The organism is Rhodococcus sp. USK10, assembly GCF_019378875.1.
Taxonomy (GTDB): domain Bacteria; phylum Actinomycetota; class Actinomycetes; order Mycobacteriales; family Mycobacteriaceae; genus Rhodococcus_F; species Rhodococcus_F pseudokoreensis.
Map to the genome: position 1 here is coordinate 3,801,015 of NZ_CP076048.1, position 19,108 is coordinate 3,820,122.

A 19,108-nucleotide genomic window follows, 5' to 3' on the forward strand; every position below is an offset into this window, starting at 1 on the left:
AAAGTGTGACGGGTACTGCCAGCACCGTCCACCGCGTCTTTGGTCAGTTGGTCGATCGGCCGGTGCCGGCGCGGCCGACCATGGTCCGCACCTGCCGGGCCGCGACGGACAGCGTCGACAGGTCGGCCGGGTGGACGGCGAAGATCTCGGTGAGGATCGAGCGGGCGCGGGCCAGCCGGGAGGTGTTGGTGGCCTCCCAGTCGACGATCTTCTCCGCGGCGGTTTCGGCGGATGCCGAACCGGAGAGCACGTCCAGGCACAGCAGTCGCATCGAGCCGTACACCTCGTCGCGCAAGGCGAGCCGGGCCAGGGCGTTCCAGCGGTCGGTGTCGTCGAGGCCGGAGATTGCGGTCAGCAGGTGATCGAGACCGAGGTGCGCGTTGAGGGTGTAGTACAGTTCGGCGGCCTCGTCGAGTGCCCGGCCCTCGAGGTCTGCGACGTCGATGATGTCCATGACGCAGAAGGCGTGCAGCAGGCTGACGATGGCGGTTGCGTGCTCGGGTTGAGCGTCCAGTGCCTGCATGCCGGCGGCTCGGGTTTCGACAATCTGAGCATCCGGGCCCTGCAACCAACCCGCGACCTTCGGCAGCAGGTGCTCGAAAGCCTTTCCGTATCGGGTGATCTCGGCGCCGATGGCGAGCGGCTGCGGCCGGTGGTGGAGCAACCACCGCGACAGCCGGTCGAGCAGCCGCCGCACCTCCGCCATCATGGCATCGGAGACCGCGGTGTTCGGTGCGTCCGTGTGAATCCGGGAAATCGTTGCGGGCAGATCGGCGATCGCGCTGGCAGCCGCGTAGGCGCGGACGGCGTCGACGGCAGAGGCGCCGGTGTCCTCGCAGAGCCGGAACACGTAGGTGATGCCGCCGGCGTCGACCACCTCGTTGGTGATCACGGTCGCGATGATCTCGCGGCGCAGCCGGTGAGTGCGGATCGCGTCCGGATAGTCCTTCTGCAGCCGGGCGGGGAAGTACCCGAGCAGACGGTCGGTGAAGGCATCCCCGTCGACGAGGTCGCCGGCCAGCAAGTCCGACTTCAGGGCAAGTTTGACATGCGCGGTCAGGGTCGCCAGTTCGGGGGAGGTCAGCCCTCGCCCCTGCTTGCCGCGTCGTTCCAGCTCGTCCTCGTCGGGGAGGGCTTCGAGGGTGCGGTCGAGGCCGCGCTGCGCCTCGAGTGCCCGGATCTGACGGGCGTGCACCCGCAACTTGGCGGCCGCGGTGGCGCGGCTGGTGCCGAGGAGAGCGTTCTGGTCGACGTTGCCGGCCAGAACGAGTGTCTCGACGTCGTCGGTCATGTTCTGCAGCAACCGGTTCCGGGCCTCCGGTTCGATGCGCCCGGTGGAGACGAGTCCGTCGAGGAGGATCTTGATGTTGACCTCGTGGTCGGAGCAGTCGACGCCGGCCGAGTTGTCGAGTGCGTCGGTGTTGATCCGGCCGCCGCCGAGGCTGAACTCGATGCGTCCGAGGGCGGTGACGCCGAGGTTGCCGCCCTCGCCGATCACCCTCGCCCGCACCTGCCCAGCGTCTGCGCGGACACCGTCGTTGGCCTTGTCCCCGACCTCGAGGTGCGTTTCACGGGCGGCCTTGACGTACGTGCCGATCCCGCCGTTCCACAGCAGGTCGACCGGGGCGCAGAGGATGGCCCGGATGAGGTCCTGCGGGGACAGCCGGGTCACGGTCGAGTCCAGGCCGAGTGCCTCGCGCATCTCGGCGGACACGGGAACCGATTTGGCGGTGCGGTCGAACACTCCTCCCCCGGTGCTGATCCGATCGGTGTCGTAGTCGTTCCAGGACGAGCGGGGCAGCGCGAACAGCCGGGCCCGCTCCCGGTGCGAGGCGGCCGGATCCGGATTCGGATCGACGAAGATGTGCCGGTGATCGAACGCGGCCACGAGCCGGATGTGCTCACTGAGGAGCATGCCGTTGCCGAAGACGTCGCCGCTCATATCCCCGACCCCGGCGACGGTGAAGTCCTGGGTCTGGGTGTCGACGCCCATTTCCCGGAAGTGCCGCTTGACGCTTTCCCACGCGCCCTTGGCGGTGATGCCCATGGCCTTGTGGTCGTAGCCCACCGACCCGCCGGAGGCGAACGCGTCACCGAGCCAGAACCCGTATTCGGCGGCGACGGCGTTGGCGTCGTCGGAGAAGGTGGCGGTGCCCTTGTCCGCGGCGACCACCAGGTACGGGTCGTCACCGTCTCGGCGCACCACCCCGGTCGGGGGCACCGTCGCACCCGTTTCCGGATGCACGTTGTCGGTGACATCGAGCAGCGCACCGATGAAGGCGCGGTAGCACCCGATACCCACCGCTCGGAACGCCTCCCGGTCGGCGACGGGGTCTCCCGTCGCGGCCGGTGGCCTCTTGACGACGAAGCCACCCTTCGCGCCGACCGGGACGATGACCGCGTTCTTCACCGCCTGCGCCTTGACCAGACCGAGGATTTCGGTGCGGAAGTCCTCGCGCCGGTCGGACCAGCGCAGCCCGCCGCGGGAGACGGCGCCGCAGCGCAGGTGCACGCCCTCGACGTGCGGGGAGTAGACGAACACCTCGAACCGCGGGCGCGGCTGCGGGAGTTGGGACAGCTCACCGGGTTCGAGTTTGAGGGCCAGGGCCGGCGAGCGCCGGACTCCGTCGCCGTTGCGGTAGTAGTTGGTGCGCACGGTGGCCCGCATCAGGTCGAGGTAAGCGCGCAGGATCCGGTCCGCCTCCAGACTGACGACCTCCTCGATCGCTCCGCCGATCTGCTCCGCAACGGCAGTGCTGTCGCGGCTCTGATCGGCGGCGGGGTCGAACAGGGCGGTGAACAGCTCGATCAATGCCGCGCAGGTGCGGGGGTTGTCGACGAGCACGGCGGCGATGCGTCTGGTGCTGTAGGGGAACCCGATCTGCCGCAAGTACTTGGCGTGGGCCCGCAGCAGCGCCGCCTCCGTCCAGGTCAGGCCGACCCGCGTGACGAGGGCGTTGAAGGAGTCGACTTCGGCGGCACCGGACCAGGCGGCGACGAACGTGTCGCAGAAGCGGCGGGCCAGTGTCCCCGGCTCCGCCGACTGCGATTCGCGCGCGACGGTCGCGGTGACGTCGGACGGCCCGGCGGAGCGGAGGGTGAACTCGTAGATCCAGGTCGACAACCCATCGGGACGGGTCACCGGGTACGGCCGTTCGTCGAGTACCTCGACGCCGAGGCTGTGCAGAATGGGCAGGATGTCGCTGAGCGAGACCCGTTCACCGGCGACATACAGAGTGAACCGCAGTTCGGTGTGGTCGCCGGCCGGCCGAGTGGTGAGCGCGACGTCGACGGCACCCGCCGCGAGGGCCTCCAGGCGGGAGATGTCGGCGGCCGCGCGTTCGGCGGAGAAGTCGTGCTGGTAGGACGCGGGCAGCCGGTGCGTGTAGCTCGCACCGACCGTCGCGGGCACTCCGGCGCACTCGCGCAGGTGGTCGTGGAGCGCGTCGTCCCAGCTGCGGCAGACCGCCGCCAGACGGGATCGCACCTGTTCTTCGAGGACGTTCCAGTCCTCGTGGGCGTCCAGCACCTGGTCGCCGCCGGCTCGGAGGGTGAAATGCACCAGAGCGAGCGGGTTCTCGGTGACCCGCACCGTGTGGTCGATGGCCGTGCCGGGGAAGTGTTCGAGCAGCGCGCGCCGCATGCCGGTGCGCACCGCTGTGGTGTAGCGGTCGCGGGGCAGGTAGACCAGCGCCGAGAGCGACCGACGGTCGTCGGCGGCGCGCAGGAACACCAGCAGCTCTTTGCGCTCGGCGGCGCCGAGGACCGCCACCACGGTGCGGTGCAGGGTGTCGACGTCGAGCGCGAACAACTGCGGCCGCGGGAGGTCCTGGATGATTTCCAGCAGTGTCCGCCCGGTGTGGGAGTCGAGCCGGTAACCCGCCCTTGTGATGACCTCGCGAACACGGCGGCCGAGAACCGGGATGTCGAGGACGTTTTCGTGCAGCGCGGTGACGGTGAACACCCCCAGGAATCGGTGCTCGCCCAACACCACACCGGTTTCACCGATCTCCGGGACCCTGATCAGGTGCGGGTGCAGCCCGCGGCAACTCGTGGGGAACTCCGGGCCCTGAACGACCGCGACCGGAGACTGTGTCGCGCTCTCCTGGTCGACCGTCGATCGGGTAGTCCGGAACATTCCGAGTTCGTCGGCGACGTCGGCGCCGAGGCCCTGGTAGTGGTAGCCGAGGAAGGTGAAGTGTCCGTCACCGAACCAGCCGAGCAGGTCGATGCCGTCGGCGAGTTCCCGCGGATCCCACGGCGCGGAGACCGAGGGCGCCGCGGCCAGTGTCGCCGCGGCCTGCCGGACGCGTTCGAGTGCGGCGGGCCGGTCCGCGGCAATGTTCCGGAGGGCGGTCAGTGCCTGCGCGAGATCGGCCTGCAGCTGCTCGGCCCGCGAATCTTCCATCGGGGCAGCAAGTTCGAACCGAATCCAGGATTCGATCGTCGCCTCGGTTCGGTCGGCGGCGACGTCGACCAGCGTCCCCGTCTCGTCTCGGATCACCGGGACGACGGGATGAAGCAGGCGAGTGATCACCGCTTCGCCGGATTCCACGACGCCGCTGAGCGTATCGACGAGCAGCGGCGCGTCGTCGGTGACGACGAGCACGGCCGGAAGGCGGCCGGCGGAGAGGAACTGCACGATGTCGGTACCGGGCAGGCGCCTCGTCGCGAGATCGAGATGCTCGCGCACGACGGCGTCCGCGGCGGCGTGATCGCCAGGGGCGGTGTGCGGGAAGAACGCCGTTCGGAGGCTTTCGATCGTCGCGTGAGGCGCCGCGGCCGGCCTCTCACGCATTCCGGAATGCACCGACATACTCACCGGGAGTTCACCGTTCCTTCGTCGAGGTCCACGCACGCGGCGCCGTTGCCGCGAACTGGTGCCAGTTAGTAAACCGACCGCGCCTGCCGAAGTATTGGGCTCGATGTGAGAAAAGGGGTACTGGATTTTGTTCTCTCGGCCAACTCTCAGGAGGCGGAGGAATTCGCGACGCCGCGGCGCCGCAAGGCGAGCTGCAATTCGAACAACATCCGGTCGGAGGCGTCGTGCAGGTCGATACCGACGATCTCCTCGACGCGGCGAATCCGGTAGCGCAGGGTATTCGGATGTACTTGCAGGACAGCGGCGGCCGCGCGGACGTCACCGTGCGCCGCGAGATAGGCTTCGGCACTGTCCTGCAGATTCGACGCATGTTTCTCGTCGTAGTCGACGAGGGCGTCGAGCCGCGGGTCGTGCAGTTCCCGGTGTTCGGCGAGGAGGTCGAGGATTTCCCCGAACAGCACCGCGGTGCGCGATTCGGCAAGCGTGGTCACCCGGCCCTCGGGGAAGGTCGCGGCGGTGCCGTCGAGAACACGGTCGACCTCTCCCCGTGCTCCGGCGACCTGCCCCAGATCGGGCACCGGGATCGCGATCGCCGCCCGCAAGGCGATCGACCGCTTCGCCTCGAACTGCTCGACGAGTTGCCGGGTCCACGTGGTCACCGATTTCGGGCTGGTGTAGCGCGGGAGCAGCACGTAGGCGCGCTCCCCGATGATCGTCGCCACAGAGTCGCGGCGAAAGGAACTGGCCTGCAGGCGCAGCATGCTGCCCAGTTCCGTGAGCCGGCCGCCACCGGCGGTCTCGGTGGCACTGACCGCGAAACCGACGACCGCAGCGGGCCCGGTTGCCGGCAGGTTCAGGGCACTGACCACGGACGGGACGTCCACACCACCCCCGCGGGCGCCGAACAGCCGCTGGATCAGCAGGCCCTCGGTGGATGGCGCATTGAGACTGCGGGAGATGATCCGCGCTGCGATCGCGGACGCGCCCCGCAACACGTCCTCGGCGTCGTCGGCGAACGGCGCCACCCCCTGTTGCAGCCAGATGGACCCGAGCGTGCGCGCCGATGTCGTGGCGTCGTCGGAGGACTGCCGGATGCTGACCACCAGCCGCCGCTTCGTGCCGAGCTTGCGATGGGCGGGAACGTCGATGACCTCGTCGCTGCTGCGGAGACGGTCGAAAACCCCCCACCGCTGCAGTGCCCGCAGGTAGTCGCGGGGCCCTTCGCGGCCGAGGATCGACAGTGTCCGCAACTCGTCCGCGGCCTCGTCGGAGGCGGAGTAGGCCAGCACGTGCGATTGCGCGTCCTCGATCGACACCATGCCGCCGGCGTTCTGGGCGACGATCTGCGCCAGCCCGAACAGGTCGGTGTCGGTGGCCAGCAGATCCGGATCACCCAGGCCCGTGCTGCGGCGGGAGCGGTCCAGCATGCGTTGCACCAGCGGGAACACGTGATCCCAGCGGGCCTTCGGGTGCACCGCCACCAACGCGACCCCGGCGCGCCGCGCCGCTGCCTGCAGCGCCGTCGACGTGGCCGCATTCTTGGACATCACCGCCCTCACCCGGTGCTCGGACGGGCGGAGGGCGATGTCGTCGAACCACCGCACGGCCTCCGTCTTGCCGATCCCGACGTGCAGGTACAGGTCCGGCAGCGGCGATTGCGAATCGGTCTCGGTGGCCAGGTCGGAGCTGTCGACGAGTGCGACGGAGGACAGCGCGATCTCGGTGCCGGCCGGCGCGTCGATCAGTTCGACGACCGAGGTGTCGAGGGCGCTGAGAAGCTCACGCAGCGTGATGCTTCCGGTGGCACGGCCGGACGAATCGGTTGAACCCCCACGGGTTCCGCCTTCAGAATTCACGGGACGATCTCCCCTTCGGGATCACACGAGCAGTTGGCTGATTGTACAACTTCAATAGTAGAGATTTGTTCGACTGACTCATTCTTTTGGCGCCGGGCTGGTGTTGACTACGGCTAGTTCGTTGCGGCGGCCGTCTTCGCCGCCACATCCCGTAGGAGGTTTTCATGGACGCCATCACCACCACCCCGCAGCCCGTCAACGAGCCGGTGGGGTCGTTGACGCCGGGCAGCGCGGAGCGGGCGCGGCTGCAGGCGAAGCTGGCCGAACTCGGGTCGAATCCGACGGAGATCCACCACGTGATCGGCGGGCAGCACCGACGCGGCAACGGCCCCACGATCGACGTGGTGCAGCCGCACCGGCATTCAGCGGTGCTGGGCACCTTCACGAGCGCCGGCACCCAGGACATCCAGGACGCGGTCGCCGCGGCCACCGCCGCGGCCCCGGCGTGGCGGGCGCTGTCGTTCGAGGACCGCGCCGCGGTGTTCCTGCGCGCCGCCGACCTGCTGTCCGGACCGTGGCGCGAAACCCTCGCCGCCGCAACCATGCTCGGTCAGTCCAAGACCGCGTACCAGGCCGAGATCGACACCCCGTGCGAGCTGATCGACTTCTGGCGGTTCAACGTCCACTTCGCCCGGCAGATCCTCGCCGACCAGCCGATCTCCTCCCCCGGCGTGTGGAACAAGCTCGAGTACCGCTCGCTCGAGGGCTTCGTGTATGCGATCACCCCGTTCAACTTCACCGCGATCGCCGGCAACCTGCCCACCGCGCCCGCACTGATGGGCAACACGGTGGTGTGGAAGCCGTCGCAGACGCAGTCCGTGGCCGCGTTCTGGACGATGAAACTGCTCGAGGCCGCCGGCCTGCCGCCCGGGGTGATCAACCTCGTCAACGGTCCCGGCGCCGCCGTCTCCGACGTGGTTCTCGCCGACCGCCGGCTGGCCGGGATCCACTTCACCGGCTCCACCGCGACGTTCCAGCACCTGTGGCGTCAGGTCGGCACCAACATCGCGAACTACGACTCCTACCCGCGGCTGGTCGGCGAGACCGGCGGCAAGGACTTCGTCCTCGCCCACAGCTCCGCGAACCCCGATACCCTCACCACCGCGCTGATCCGCGGCGCCTTCGAATTCCAGGGCCAGAAGTGCTCGGCCGCCTCCCGCGCGTTCGTCCCGAAGTCGGTGTGGGCGAAGATGGGTGACGACTTCATCGACAAGGTGTCCGCCCTGAAATACGGTGACGTCACCGACTTCTCGAACTTCGGCGGCGCCGTCATCGACAAGCGGGCCTTCGACCGCAACGCCGAGGCCCTCGCCCGCGCGAAGGCCACCCCCGGCCTGACCATCGCCGCCGGCGGCCATGTCGACGACTCCGTCGGCTACTTCGTCGACCCCACCGTGCTGCTCGGTGACGACCCCACGGACGAGGCGTTCCGCACCGAGTACTTCGGGCCGATCCTGGCCGTGCACGTCTACGACGACTCCGCCGCCGGATCGTTCGAGAAGGTCCTCGACGTCGTCGACAAGGGCTCCGCATACGCGCTGACCGGGTCGATCATCGCCGACGACCGCACCGCGATCGCCCGGGCCACCGAGGACCTGCGGTTCGCGGCCGGCAACTTCTACATCAACGACAAGCCCACCGGCGCCGTCGTCGGACAGCAACCGTTCGGCGGTGCCCGCGCGTCGGGCACCAACGACAAGGCCGGCTCCCCGCAGAACCTGCTGCGCTGGGCGTCCGCCCGCACCATCAAGGAAACGTTCGTCCCCGCCACCGACCACCGTTACCCGCATCAGGGCGCCGACACCTCGAAGGACATCTGATGGCATTCGCAGACCTGCTGCGGCCCGCCCTGCTGGCCGCCGCCCGCTCGCCCCGCATGGAACGCACCGTCACCAGGATCCCGGTGACCCGCAGCCTCGTCGACCGGTTCGTCGCCGGCGAGACCGAGGACCAGGCGATCGCCGCGACCACATCCATCCTCGACTCGGGCCGCTACATCACCATCGATCATCTCGGCGAGGACACCACCGATTCGGCGCAGGCCGACGCCACCGTGTCGCACTACCTGACCCTGCTGTCCGATCTGGCGACCCTCAGCCAGAAGACCGCGTCGACGTCGCCGACCTCGGTTCGCAATGTCGAGGTCTCGTTGAAGCTGTCCGCGCTGGGGCAGTTCCTGCCCCGGGACGGGCACAAGGTGGCGCTCAAGAACGCGCACAAGATCTGCACCGCAGCCGAGGAGGCCGGCGCGTGGGTCACCGTCGACGCCGAGGACCACACCACCACCGACTCGACGCTGTCGATCGTCCGCGAACTCCGCAAGGACTTCCCGTCGCTGGGCACCGTGCTGCAGGCATACCTGAAGCGCACCGAGGCCGACTGCCGGGACCTGTCCGGCCCCGGATCGCGCATCCGGTTGTGCAAGGGCGCCTACAAGGAACCTGCCTCGGTCGCGTACCAGGGCAAGGAGGCGGTCGACGAGGCCTACCTGCGCTGCCTGCGGATCCTGATGAACGGCCAGGGCTACCCGATGGTCGCGTCCCACGACCCGGCCATGATCGAGGCCGCCCTGCAGCAGGCGAAGACCACGGGCCGCACCGCCGACGAGTTCGAAATCCAGATGCTCTACGGCATCCGCGACGCCGAACAACTTCGCCTGGTCGGCGAGAACAAGCACCTGCGGGTGTACCTCCCCTACGGCGAGCAGTGGTACGGCTACTTCATGCGCCGCCTCGCCGAACGCCCCGCCAACCTGACCTTCTTCCTCAGGTCACTGATGTCACACAGCTAGGCGTTCCTTCTGCAGGACAACGGGTCTGACTCGCCCCCCGCGGTCGAGCCAGACCCGCACTCGCCCAGCTCACAACGAGGTGCACAGGGATGAACCCGGCGCATCGGTCGGGTGCCCAGGCGCGGTCGGCTCGGGTCGATCCGACCACGTCAGGCCCGCAGGCAAGACGTCCTGCTGATTGCCGACAACGCCGGCGGTGTCATCGCGCCGCGTCTACGTTCATTTCGCTGACCGGACGCGCGCCCAGCCATGCCTGTGATCCCGCCACGAGGCCGGACAAGACAATCCCGACTCGAAGCGAGAATGGCGAGCTGTCCAGCCAGCCGGTCACGGATCGTCAATCGGTGTACCGAGTCGTCCTGGGGTCGCGGTGCGGCTGTCGAGACTTGACGTCAACTCGTCGAACACAACCAGCAACGCCGGCTGGCCAACGCCGCGTGCGACCGTCGCAATCTGCACGACCGGCGGCCTGTATCGCCGCGCCGTAAGTGTTACACGTGTATCCCATTTGCTTCCTACGCTCGTCCAGCCCTGCGCGCTGCACTCGCGGGATCAGCGAGGGCATGCCGCCGAAGCATTCACGGATTTCTGACGCCTCAGAGGGCGTCGGAGAGCCCCCGGGGCCGTGACAGCTCGGCTCACGAAAGTTCACGGCAGAGGGCAGGTTCTGTCCCGCAGGGAATGCCAGGTCGAAGCCAGCGAGAACAGTACTAAGCGGGTACTCGCCAGCGATTCAGGACCTCATTGGTTGCGTCACCCGGGCTGTGCGCGTGCGGTTGGCGAAGATCGTCGAGTACGTCTACGTCGCTGCGCAAGTTGAACACTGGAACATCGAGTGCTGCAAGGCCGGCCTCGGCATGCGCTCGCGCCGAGTTCAGTCCGAAACGGTGCACCACCGCCTCGATCGATGCTGCCGTCACGCATGTTGTGCCGGTGCCGGTGGCGTCAGCCAGGAAGGCCCGCAGGTGTTCACGTGCAGAGTCGAACAGCATGTCGAACGAGTCAGCGGTCGCATAGGGCAGGTCCGGGAGGACGACGGCCACCGGCCCGGAATGGCTTATCCTTCGGATCCTTTCGATACCGCAGTCTATCGCAGCAGGGAGACCCGTCTCACCGTCGGGAACGATGTCGCACCGTCCCCGAGCCCACGCCTGGATAATGGCGTCGCGTGAGATCACCACGATCCTCTCCACCTCGGTGCTGCGTTCGAGAGCGGTGATCGTGTCGAGGAAGAACGCCAACGCGAGGTCCGAACGCATGGTGTCGGATCGTGTCCGAAGCCGACTCTTGGCCGTCTTCAATGATCTGATCGGCACCACCACCGCATAGCCACCGAACCCGTTCGTGCTCATAACAGTGCCGGCAGAGCGTGTCGTCGTGCGTGGGTGGTGGTGCGTTCGCGGGCCGGGCGGCCGATGCCCTCGGCGATGGCCCGTAGTTCTTCGACGGTCTTCTCCGATCCGTGCTCGGAACCCGCCATCCGGGAGATGGTCTCCTCCATCAACGTGCCCCCGAGATCGTTCGCCCCACCCTGCAACATCACCTGGGTGCCGGTCACCCCCAACTTGACCCAGCTGGTCTGAATGTTCGGGATCCGCCCGTGCAACATGATCCGCGCCAGCGCGTGCACCGCCCGGTTGTCCCGGTTCGTCGGACCCGGCCGCGACGCCCCCGCCAGATACAGCGGCGCACTCTGATGCACGAACGGCAACGGCACGAACTCGGTGAACCCACCCGTGCGGTCCTGAATCCCGGACAGCACCCGCAGATGCCCCACCCAATGCTTCGGGTTGTCGACGTGCCCGTACATCATCGTCGAACTCGACCGCAACCCCACCTCGTGCGCCGTGGTCACCACCTCCACCCACGTCGCCGTCGGCAACTTCCCCTTCGTCAGCACCCACCGCACCTCGTCGTCGAGGATCTCCGCCGCCGTCCCCGGAATGGTGTCCAGACCCGCCTCCCGCAGTTCGGTCAACCAGTCCCGGATGCTCTGCCCACCCCGCGACGCACCGTTGACGATCTCCATCGGCGAGAACGCGTGCACGTGCATCGACGGCACCCGCTTCTTCACCGCCCGCACCAGATCCGCATACCCGGTCACCGGCAACTCCGGGTCGATACCGCCCTGCATGCACACTTCCGTCGCCCCCGCCACGTGCGCCTCCCACACCCGGTCCGCGACCTCGCCGGTGGACAGGGTGAACGCGTCCGCGTCCCCCTTGCGCTGCGCGAACGCACAGAACCGGCACCCGGTGTAGCAGATGTTGGTGAAGTTGATGTTCCGGTTCACCACATACGTGACCTCGTCCCCGACCGCGTCCTTGCGCAGCGCATCGGCCAACGCGACCACCGCCTCGAGTCCCGGACCGTCGGCGGTCGCCAACGCCAAATATTCGTCGTCCGACAGACCCGCCGGGTCGCGTTCGGCGCTGCGCAACGCCGCCAGGACGTCGGTGTCCACCCGCACCGGGCCGGACAACTCCAGCACCTGCTCCCGGACGGTCTCCCAGTCCCCGAACGCGCTGCCCAGGTCGCTGCGGGTGTCGGTGTGGCGGCCGTCGGTGTCGATCTCGGTGTTCAGGTCCACCCGCCCCGCCGACTCCCACGACTCGTCCGGCTCCTGCCACGGCAACCCCACCGGCCTGGTATCGAGCTTCGCCAACCCGGTCTGCGGGTCCGCGAGGGCCTGCACGTGCCCGGTGATCCGCGGATCGATCCACGGCGCCCCGGCCAGCACGAACTGCGGCTGCGCCGCCGTGCGCTCGGTGGTTCGAACCCGGCGGCCGCGGTGATCTCGGCCAGGGTGTCCAGGTTCGGCCACGGCCGCTCCGGGTTCACATGGTCCGGGGTCAGCGGCGAGACCCCACCCCAGTCGTCGACGCCCGCCCCCAGCAGAGCGGCGCATTCGGTGGTCGACACCAGATTCGGCGGCGACTGGATCCGCATCCCCGGGCCCAGCAGCAACCGGGACACCGCGATGGTCGCGGTGAACTCCTCGAGACCGGCGTCGGGGGTATCGCGCATCGCGGTGTCCGGCTTGGCCAGGAAGTTCTGCACGATCACCTCCTGGACGTGCCCGAACGCCTTGTGCGACTTCCGGATCGCCATGATCGACTCAGCCCGCTCCCGGACCGTCTCGCCGATGCCCACCAGAATCCCGGTGGTGAACGGCACACTGAGCCGGCCGGCGTCGGTGAGGGTGCGCAACCGCACCGCCGGATCCTTGTCCGGGCTGCCGTAATGGCATTCGCCCTTGTCGGTGAACAACCGGGTCGAGGTGGTCTCGAGCATCATCCCCATCGACGGGGCCACCGGCTTGAGCCGGGAGATCTCCTCCCAGCTCATCACGCCCGGATTCAGGTGCGGCAGCAGCCCGGTCTCCTCGAGCACCCGGATCGACATAGCCCGCAGGTAGTCCAGCGTCGAGTCGTAGCCCCGCTCGTCGAGCCACTGCTTCGCCTCCGGCCACCGATCCTCCGGCCGGTCACCCAATGTGAACAGGGCCTCCTTGCAGCCCAATTCGGCGCCCTGCCGGGCGATCTCCAGCACCTCGTCCGGTTCCAGATACGCCCCGCGCCCCTCGGCCCGCAACTTGCCCGGCACCGTCACGAACGTGCAGTAATGGCACTTGTCCCGGCACAACCGGGTCAACGGGATGAACACCTTCCGCGAATACGTCACCACCCTCGGCCGACCCGCCGCCAGCAACCCGGCATCACGCACATTCGCCGCCGACGAACACAAATCCACCAGATCCTCGCCACGGGCCTGCAACAACACCGCCGCCTCGTCCACGTTCAACGTGGCACCGTCCCGCGCCCGCCGCAACACCCGCCGCATCGCAGACGGCGTCGGGGCGTCGATGACCATTGGTCGAGTCTCGGTCAACTCAGGTCCTACCTGTCCTATTTCGGGCTCGCCGCTCGAGTTCTCGAACCACTTTGCCTCAGTCTCGTCGCTGAGAACGTGAGAGTGTCACGCCGTCAGGTAGCGCACGCACCCCGATCGCGCTCATACTGCGTGGCCTGTCGTTGGAGTGTTCGTCGTTCGTCTTCGGTGTATCCGCCCCAGGTTCCGTGGTGTTCTCCGGCTTCGAGTGCGTAACCCAGACACCGAGCCCGCACGGGGCAACCTCGGCAGATGCGCTTGGCCGCACGCACTCGGCTCGCGCGTGGTTCACCTCGCTCGTTGTCGGGATGAAAGAAGACCATGGGGTCAGCGTCCCGGCAGGCGGCGGCCAGTTGCCAGTCCCACGCTTCGGCGATCGGCGCCGGAAGGCGCACCGTCAGTGCTGGCAATCGTTTTCCCTCTCTCCTGTCGGTAGGTCCTGATCAATCCCGCGGTGGAGCTGTCCGAAACGGCCGTGTCCTACTTACTGGTGAAGCCCGCGTCCACGGGCAGCGTCACACCGGTGATGTACCGCCCGGATTCGCCGACGAGATAGAGCACCGCCTCCGTGACGTCGGAGGCGTCGACCATGCCAATGGGCATCGGATTGGACATGGTCACGGCACGGTCGGGGTCGACCGCCACCCAGGCCATCATGTCGTCGTGCTCGACCATCGCGGTCCGGACCCCGGTCGGATGAATCGTGTTGACCCTGATCGAGTGCGGAGCAAGCCAGGCTGAGAACGATCTCATCAAGCCGACGACGCCGTGTTTGCTCGCTGTGTAGGCGCTTGCTGCGCCGGAACCATCACCTCCGCGTCCGATAAGACCTTGAGCGGAACTGGTGATCACGATGGCGCCGCCTCGATCTCGCTCGATCATCATCGGTGCCACGAGGCTGAGGGTGTTCCAGACTCCCACCAGATTCGTTTCGATCGTGTCGATGAACACCTGTTGTGGGTCTGGCTCGGATGCGCGCTGGGGTGATATTCCCGCATTGGCGAGGACGATACCGGGGACACCGAAGCGCGAGACCCCCTCATTGAGTGCGGTTTCCAGTGCGGCACGATCGCGGACGTCGGCGACCGCGGCGTAGATCTTGCCGCCGGCTCCCTCGACCTGGGAAACGGTCGCGCGGAGATCTTCGGGGGTGGCCATTCCATATGGCACGCTGTCGATCTGCCTGCAGATGTCGACGGCGATTATGGAGGCACCCTCGGCGGCGAGTCGTACCGCGTGACTGCGCCCCTGACCGCGGGCCGCGCCCGTGATGAAAGCGACCTGTCCATCGAATCTTCCAGTTACACTCATGACTTCCCTATTTCATCGTAGGTGTGACGTTGCCGACGGGGGCTCCGCGGAGAGGGCGCCCCTGGACAGTCCGGTGATGCGTTCGACGATGCGCCTGCGCACCCCGTATGGTGCCCAGCGAGCCAGCGCAGCCATCAGTTTGTCGTCGTTTCCGAGACGCAGACGCAGCGGACGCGTCTCTGCTTCCAAGGCATTACAGATTTCCGTCGCAGCCTTGATGGTGGGGCGTGCGCGGTCTCCGAGAGACTGCAACTTCCCCATCGCGGCCGCATGCAGTCCGGCATATGGACTGGACTCGGGACTGATCGACACAACATTGGAGGCAAATGGGGTGTCGTGGTTTCCTGGCTGGAGGATCAGGACGTCGACTCCGAAAGGGGCCAGTTCGATCGACAGTGCCTCGGCCCAGCCCTCGAGGGACCACTTGCTTGCCGCGTAGATGGAATACATCGGATGTGCGATGTTGACGGCGTTCGAGGATATGACCGCAATCGTCCCGTCGCGGCGGCTCCGCAGACCCGGAAGAAGCAATTTTGTCAGCTCGACGGCCCCGAAGAAGTTCGTCTCGAACTGATCGCGAATGGATTCCGAGGGCAGATCTTCGAAGAACGCCGCCGTTGTGTAGCCCGCGCAGTGGAGGATCGTCCCCAGTGGGCGCGCCAAGCCATTCAGGTACTCGACGGCGTTTTCCCGTGATTCTGACGACGTCACGTCGAGTTCGATGACGCTGAGGCGACTCGACTCCGCGCCGTAGCGACCCATCAGGTCGTACAGGTAGTCGGACTTGGACGCATCGCGCATGGAGGCGACGACCTGGTGCCCTCTCGCCGCCATCATGGCGCTGACGTGTGCACCGAATCCGCTGGACGCGCCAGTGACGAACAGGGATCCGCTCCCCGGACCGGCAACGCGAGTGTTCATCTCATTCCCTTCACGGAAGTAGCGTTCAGCGCCCCGCGATGCAGCCTGGTCCGTCACGACGGTGGCCTCGCCAGGTACGACAATACCAAGCAATCGCTTGCTACAGAGGTAGCTTACGACTCGGTGCACGGAAGTCAAGAACGCGTCGCCTTATCGCCGGCGTTCGGTCACCCAGGCCGCGATCTGGGCTCGTGAGTTGAACCCGAGTTTGGCAAGAACGTGCTCGACGTGACCTTGCGCGGTGCGTTGGGAAATGACGAGTTGTGCGGCGATCTCCTTGTTTGTCATGCCCTGCGCCACGAGGTCCGCTACCTGACGTTCGCGTTTAGTGAGCACTTCCTCCTGGCCGGTTTCGGACCGCTTGGGTGCACTCGTGCCGAGCGCATAGGCGAGTGCTGAGTCGAAGGACATCGATGCACCCGTCTTCCAGGCGGACTCGTAACGGCGGTCGCCCAACACCTCACGGCTACGGTGGACGCAATCGTCGTGGTGACGTCGCAGATCGGGAAATATCACGGTGGAGCTACCGACGGACTGGACGAGGTTCTCGGCGGCCGCCATGAGGGTCACGGCCCGCTCGGGTTTGCGTCCGCCTGCGACCCATGCGAGGGCCTCCAGACAGGTTGCCCCTGTGAGTGGATCAGGCACCGCCCGTGCCAACTGCAGGCTGCGGCTGAGGAGTTCCACGGCGGTGTCCGAGGCTTCTCGCCGCCACTCTGCCACGCCCATCGCCCACAGCGCGTAGGAACGGTTGACGACTTCTCCTCGGGGTTCCGTGATTGAGCGGACCAGGAAGAAGTATTCGATCGCGCGGTCGTTGTCACCGCGCATTCCGTATGCCCACCCGAGCACGTACGACGCACCGACCTGCAAGGACAGCGGCGCTTGCTCTCCGAAGACGTGCAGCGCGTCTTCGAGGAGTGTGCATGCCCGTGCCAGTTCACCGCCGAAGAGGGCAGACAGTCCCTCGGCGTGAGCGATAAGGGCGTGAGCGAGCGGGTCGGCCAGTTGCGCTGCAACCGCATGCCCCTCCTCGACGAGGGCGGTCCCTGCGGGCAGGTCGCCTTGTACCTCTGCCAGCACACTGTCGGCATACAGTGCCTTGATTCGTTCCGAAGTCGGTTCGCCGCTCTGGTCGGACAGTATCCGGTCGAACCAGTAGCGCCCCTCGTTGAACAGACCCCCCGAGGACCAGAACAGGAAGAGAGCGGTTGCGATCTGCAATGCCATTGCGGGCTCTGCGGATTCGGACAGCGAGAACTCCATCGCACGTCTGAGGTTGGGGCGTTCGCGGTTCAACCGGGAGATCCATGCCAGTTGTCGTGAACTGATCCAATCGGATTCCGCGCCGGACGCGAGTTGTCGATACCAATCTCGGTGCCGACAGGACAGTGTCATGTAATCGTCTGTAGCCGAGAGTTTCTCGAGTCCATAGTCGCGCAGGGTCGATATCAGTCGGAAACGCACAACCGAGTCCACTGTTTCGCGAATGAGTATCGACTTGTCGACGAGGGAGGTGATGACATCGAGGAAGTCGGTTGCGGGCAGATCCTCTCTACAGACCCACTCGGCCGCGTCCAGCTCGAATGACCCCGCAAAGACCGCGAGCCGCGTCCACACCAGCTGTTCGGCGGGCGTACACAGCTCGTAGCTCCAGTCGATGCAGAATCGTAGCGTCTGCTGTCGTGTGGGCGCGTCCCTGCTGCCGCGCGAGAGCACATCGTATTTTCCGCTGAGTCGTTCGCGGACCTGATCGACCGACATCGCGCGCAGGCGCGCGGCGGCCAGTTCAATCGGCAAGGGGAGACCGTCGAGTTCCTGGCAGATTTCGGCAACTGCCGACTGGTTGTCCTCGGTGAGTTCGAAGTCTGGGACGGCGGCAACAGCTCTGTCGGCGAAGAGAGTGATCGCGTCGTACTGCGGCATTCCGCGTAGGGTCGGCTCGTGGCCGGTACCGGGGACCGTGAGCGGGGGAACACGAAACGATGCCTCGCCACTGATGTCGAGGATTTCGCGACTGGTCGCCAGGACCCGAATGTCGGGGCATCGGCGAAGCAGCGTCTCCACCAATTGCGCGGCCGCCGCCACCACCTGCTCACAATTGTCGAGCACCAGGAGCGCCTTCCGCGTCGCGAGGAAGTCGACGAGAACGTCCTCCGTCGGCCGGGCGGACTGATCGCGCAGCCCTAATTCAGCCGCGACCACGTCGGCGACGAGTGATCCGTCCCGAAGCTCCGCGAGCTCGACAAGCCACACCCCGTCGTCGAATACTCGCCTGGTGTTCGTTGCCGCTCGCAGCGCCAGCCGAGTCTTGCCGACACCGCCCAATCCGGTCAACGTCAACAGCCGCGTGGTGGAGAGGAGTCGTTTGACTTCCGCCAGCTCCGATCGGCGGCCGACAAAACTCGTCAACTCGAGCGGGAGATTTCCCCGAGGATTGCGGAGGGGCGGTGCTGTTCGAACGCTTCTCGGGGAGCTGTGATCAGCCCGGTCACTGTTCGGGCTTCCAGGTGTCCGTTCACCAGCGCCGGCGTGGCTGCCTTCACGTTTCGTAGTGGCCCTCGCATCGGCATGCAGCGCCATGTCGTCGACCGGAAATCCGCAAGCAGATTGAAGTTCACGAAGCTCCTCTCCGAACGAGGCTGCCGACATCGGGCGCTCCGACGGGTCGCCCGCCATCGCGTGTTCGACGACCGCACATATCGCGTCCGGGATGCCGTGCTCCCGCAGATCCGGCGCCGGTTGCGTGGTGATCCTGAGAAACTGGGCGATCACCTGTTCACCGCTGCGGCGTTCGAACGCCGCATGTCCGGTGATTGCACAGAAGAGCGTCGCTCCGAGGCTGTAGATGTCCGAGCCTGCACCGGGGGTGTCTCCGCGAAGTACCTCCGGGGCGGTGAACGCCGGCGATCCGGTGACTGTTCCGGTTCCGGTTTCAAATCCGCCCGCAATGTGCGCGATGCCGAAATCTGCCAGTGCGGGTTCCCCGTAGTCGGTGAGGAGAATGTTGGCCGGTTTCACATCGCGATGGAGTATTCCGAGTCGGTGCGCGGTTTCCAGTGCCCCTGCCGTCTTCACACCGAGGCGAAGTGCGTCGAAGATGCTGAGGGGTCCGGATCTGCGTAGTTGAGAGTCGAGGGACTCCTGCGGGTGGTAGGGCATCACGATGTATGGCCGCCCGCTGTCCGTCGCGCCGACTTGGAGCACATTGACGATGTTGGGATGACCGGTCAGCCTGCCCATCGCCCGTTGTTCACGGAAGAACCGGGCGCGGTTCTCTTCGTCGAGGTCTGCCGTCAGGACCTTGACGGCGACGGTCCTGTCGAGCCCCACCTGTTCACAGCGATACACGACGCCGAAACCCCCGTGGCCGATCTCTACTGCGTCCGCGAACCCCACGGCCTCGAGCTCGTCGGCCACGGGCGACGTCACATCACGCTGTGTCTCCTGCGGATCGACCATGCACTTCACCCTCTACACGCTGCCGTCTCACGATATCGCCTGTAGAGGGAGTGG

At 66.8% G+C, this 19,108-nt stretch carries 9 protein-coding genes and 1 pseudogene; 2 read left to right on the top strand and 8 right to left on the bottom strand.

The window, feature by feature from the left end; genetic code table 11:
• Positions 1-43: 43 nt before the first annotated feature.
• A complete protein-coding gene (locus I1A62_RS24450) occupies positions 44-4,798 on the bottom strand; it encodes an NAD-glutamate dehydrogenase (RefSeq protein WP_257890907.1) in 4,755 nt (1,584 codons plus the stop codon).
• A gap of 170 nt (positions 4,799-4,968) precedes the next feature.
• Positions 4,969-6,678, bottom strand: a complete 1,710-nt coding sequence (locus I1A62_RS24455) for a CdaR family transcriptional regulator (protein WP_219460502.1) — start codon at positions 6,676-6,678, stop codon at positions 4,969-4,971.
• 164 nt (positions 6,679-6,842) lie between these two features.
• Between I1A62_RS24455 and pruA the strand changes: the two genes are divergently transcribed.
• Together pruA and I1A62_RS24465 are read left to right on the top strand one after the other, a co-directional pair.
• Positions 6,843-8,498: an L-glutamate gamma-semialdehyde dehydrogenase gene (gene pruA / locus I1A62_RS24460; RefSeq protein WP_219460504.1), complete on the top strand. Its 1,656-nt coding sequence runs from the start codon at positions 6,843-6,845 to the stop codon at positions 8,496-8,498.
• Positions 8,498-9,469, top strand: a complete 972-nt coding sequence (locus tag I1A62_RS24465; protein WP_219460507.1) for a proline dehydrogenase family protein — start codon at positions 8,498-8,500, stop codon at positions 9,467-9,469. The genes pruA and I1A62_RS24465 overlap by 1 nt, the downstream gene beginning before the upstream one ends.
• Before the next feature lie 710 nt (positions 9,470-10,179).
• Here I1A62_RS24465 and cofC read toward each other — a convergent pair.
• The 6 genes and pseudogenes from cofC to I1A62_RS24495 all read right to left on the bottom strand — a co-directional run bounded on the left by cofC (position 10,180) and on the right by I1A62_RS24495 (position 19,054).
• On the bottom strand, positions 10,180-10,821 hold the full coding sequence (cofC, locus tag I1A62_RS24470; protein WP_257890908.1) for a 2-phospho-L-lactate guanylyltransferase: 642 nt from the start codon (positions 10,819-10,821) through the stop codon (positions 10,180-10,182).
• Positions 10,818-13,342, bottom strand: a pseudogene (locus tag I1A62_RS24475) (bifunctional FO biosynthesis protein CofGH). The gene cofC and the pseudogene I1A62_RS24475 overlap by 4 nt, the downstream one beginning before the upstream one ends.
• Before the next feature lie 113 nt (positions 13,343-13,455).
• Entirely contained in the window at positions 13,456-13,755 is a 300-nt protein-coding gene (locus tag I1A62_RS24480) for a WhiB family transcriptional regulator (protein WP_308340780.1), read from the bottom strand.
• 85 nt (positions 13,756-13,840) lie between these two features.
• A complete protein-coding gene (locus I1A62_RS24485; RefSeq protein ID WP_219460516.1) occupies positions 13,841-14,671 on the bottom strand; it encodes a mycofactocin-coupled SDR family oxidoreductase in 831 nt (276 codons plus the stop codon).
• A 12-nt stretch (positions 14,672-14,683) separates the two neighbouring features.
• A complete protein-coding gene (locus tag I1A62_RS24490) occupies positions 14,684-15,592 on the bottom strand; it encodes an SDR family NAD(P)-dependent oxidoreductase (RefSeq protein ID WP_219460518.1) in 909 nt (302 codons plus the stop codon).
• Positions 15,593-15,742: 150 nt separating this feature from the next.
• Positions 15,743-19,054 carry a protein kinase gene (locus I1A62_RS24495; protein ID WP_219460520.1) on the bottom strand — a complete coding sequence of 1,104 codons (3,312 nt, stop codon included), beginning with the start codon at positions 19,052-19,054 and terminating at the stop codon, positions 15,743-15,745.
• Positions 19,055-19,108: the final 54 nt, after the last annotated feature.

Excerpts from the sequence above, each read along its gene's own strand:
- I1A62_RS24450 (WP_257890907.1), bottom strand. The coding sequence starts at position 4,798 with ATGCGTGAGAGGCCGGCCGCGGCGCCTCACGCGACGATCGAAAGCCTC.
- pruA (WP_219460504.1), top strand. The coding sequence starts at position 6,843 with ATGGACGCCATCACCACCACCCCGCAGCCCGTCAACGAGCCGGTGGGG.
- I1A62_RS24465 (WP_219460507.1), top strand. The coding sequence starts at position 8,498 with ATGGCATTCGCAGACCTGCTGCGGCCCGCCCTGCTGGCCGCCGCCCGC.
- cofC (WP_257890908.1), bottom strand. The coding sequence starts at position 10,821 with ATGAGCACGAACGGGTTCGGTGGCTATGCGGTGGTGGTGCCGATCAGA.
- I1A62_RS24485 (WP_219460516.1), bottom strand. The coding sequence starts at position 14,671 with ATGAGTGTAACTGGAAGATTCGATGGACAGGTCGCTTTCATCACGGGC.
- I1A62_RS24490 (WP_219460518.1), bottom strand. The coding sequence starts at position 15,592 with ATGAACACTCGCGTTGCCGGTCCGGGGAGCGGATCCCTGTTCGTCACT.
- I1A62_RS24495 (WP_219460520.1), bottom strand. The coding sequence starts at position 19,054 with ATGGTCGATCCGCAGGAGACACAGCGTGATGTGACGTCGCCCGTGGCC.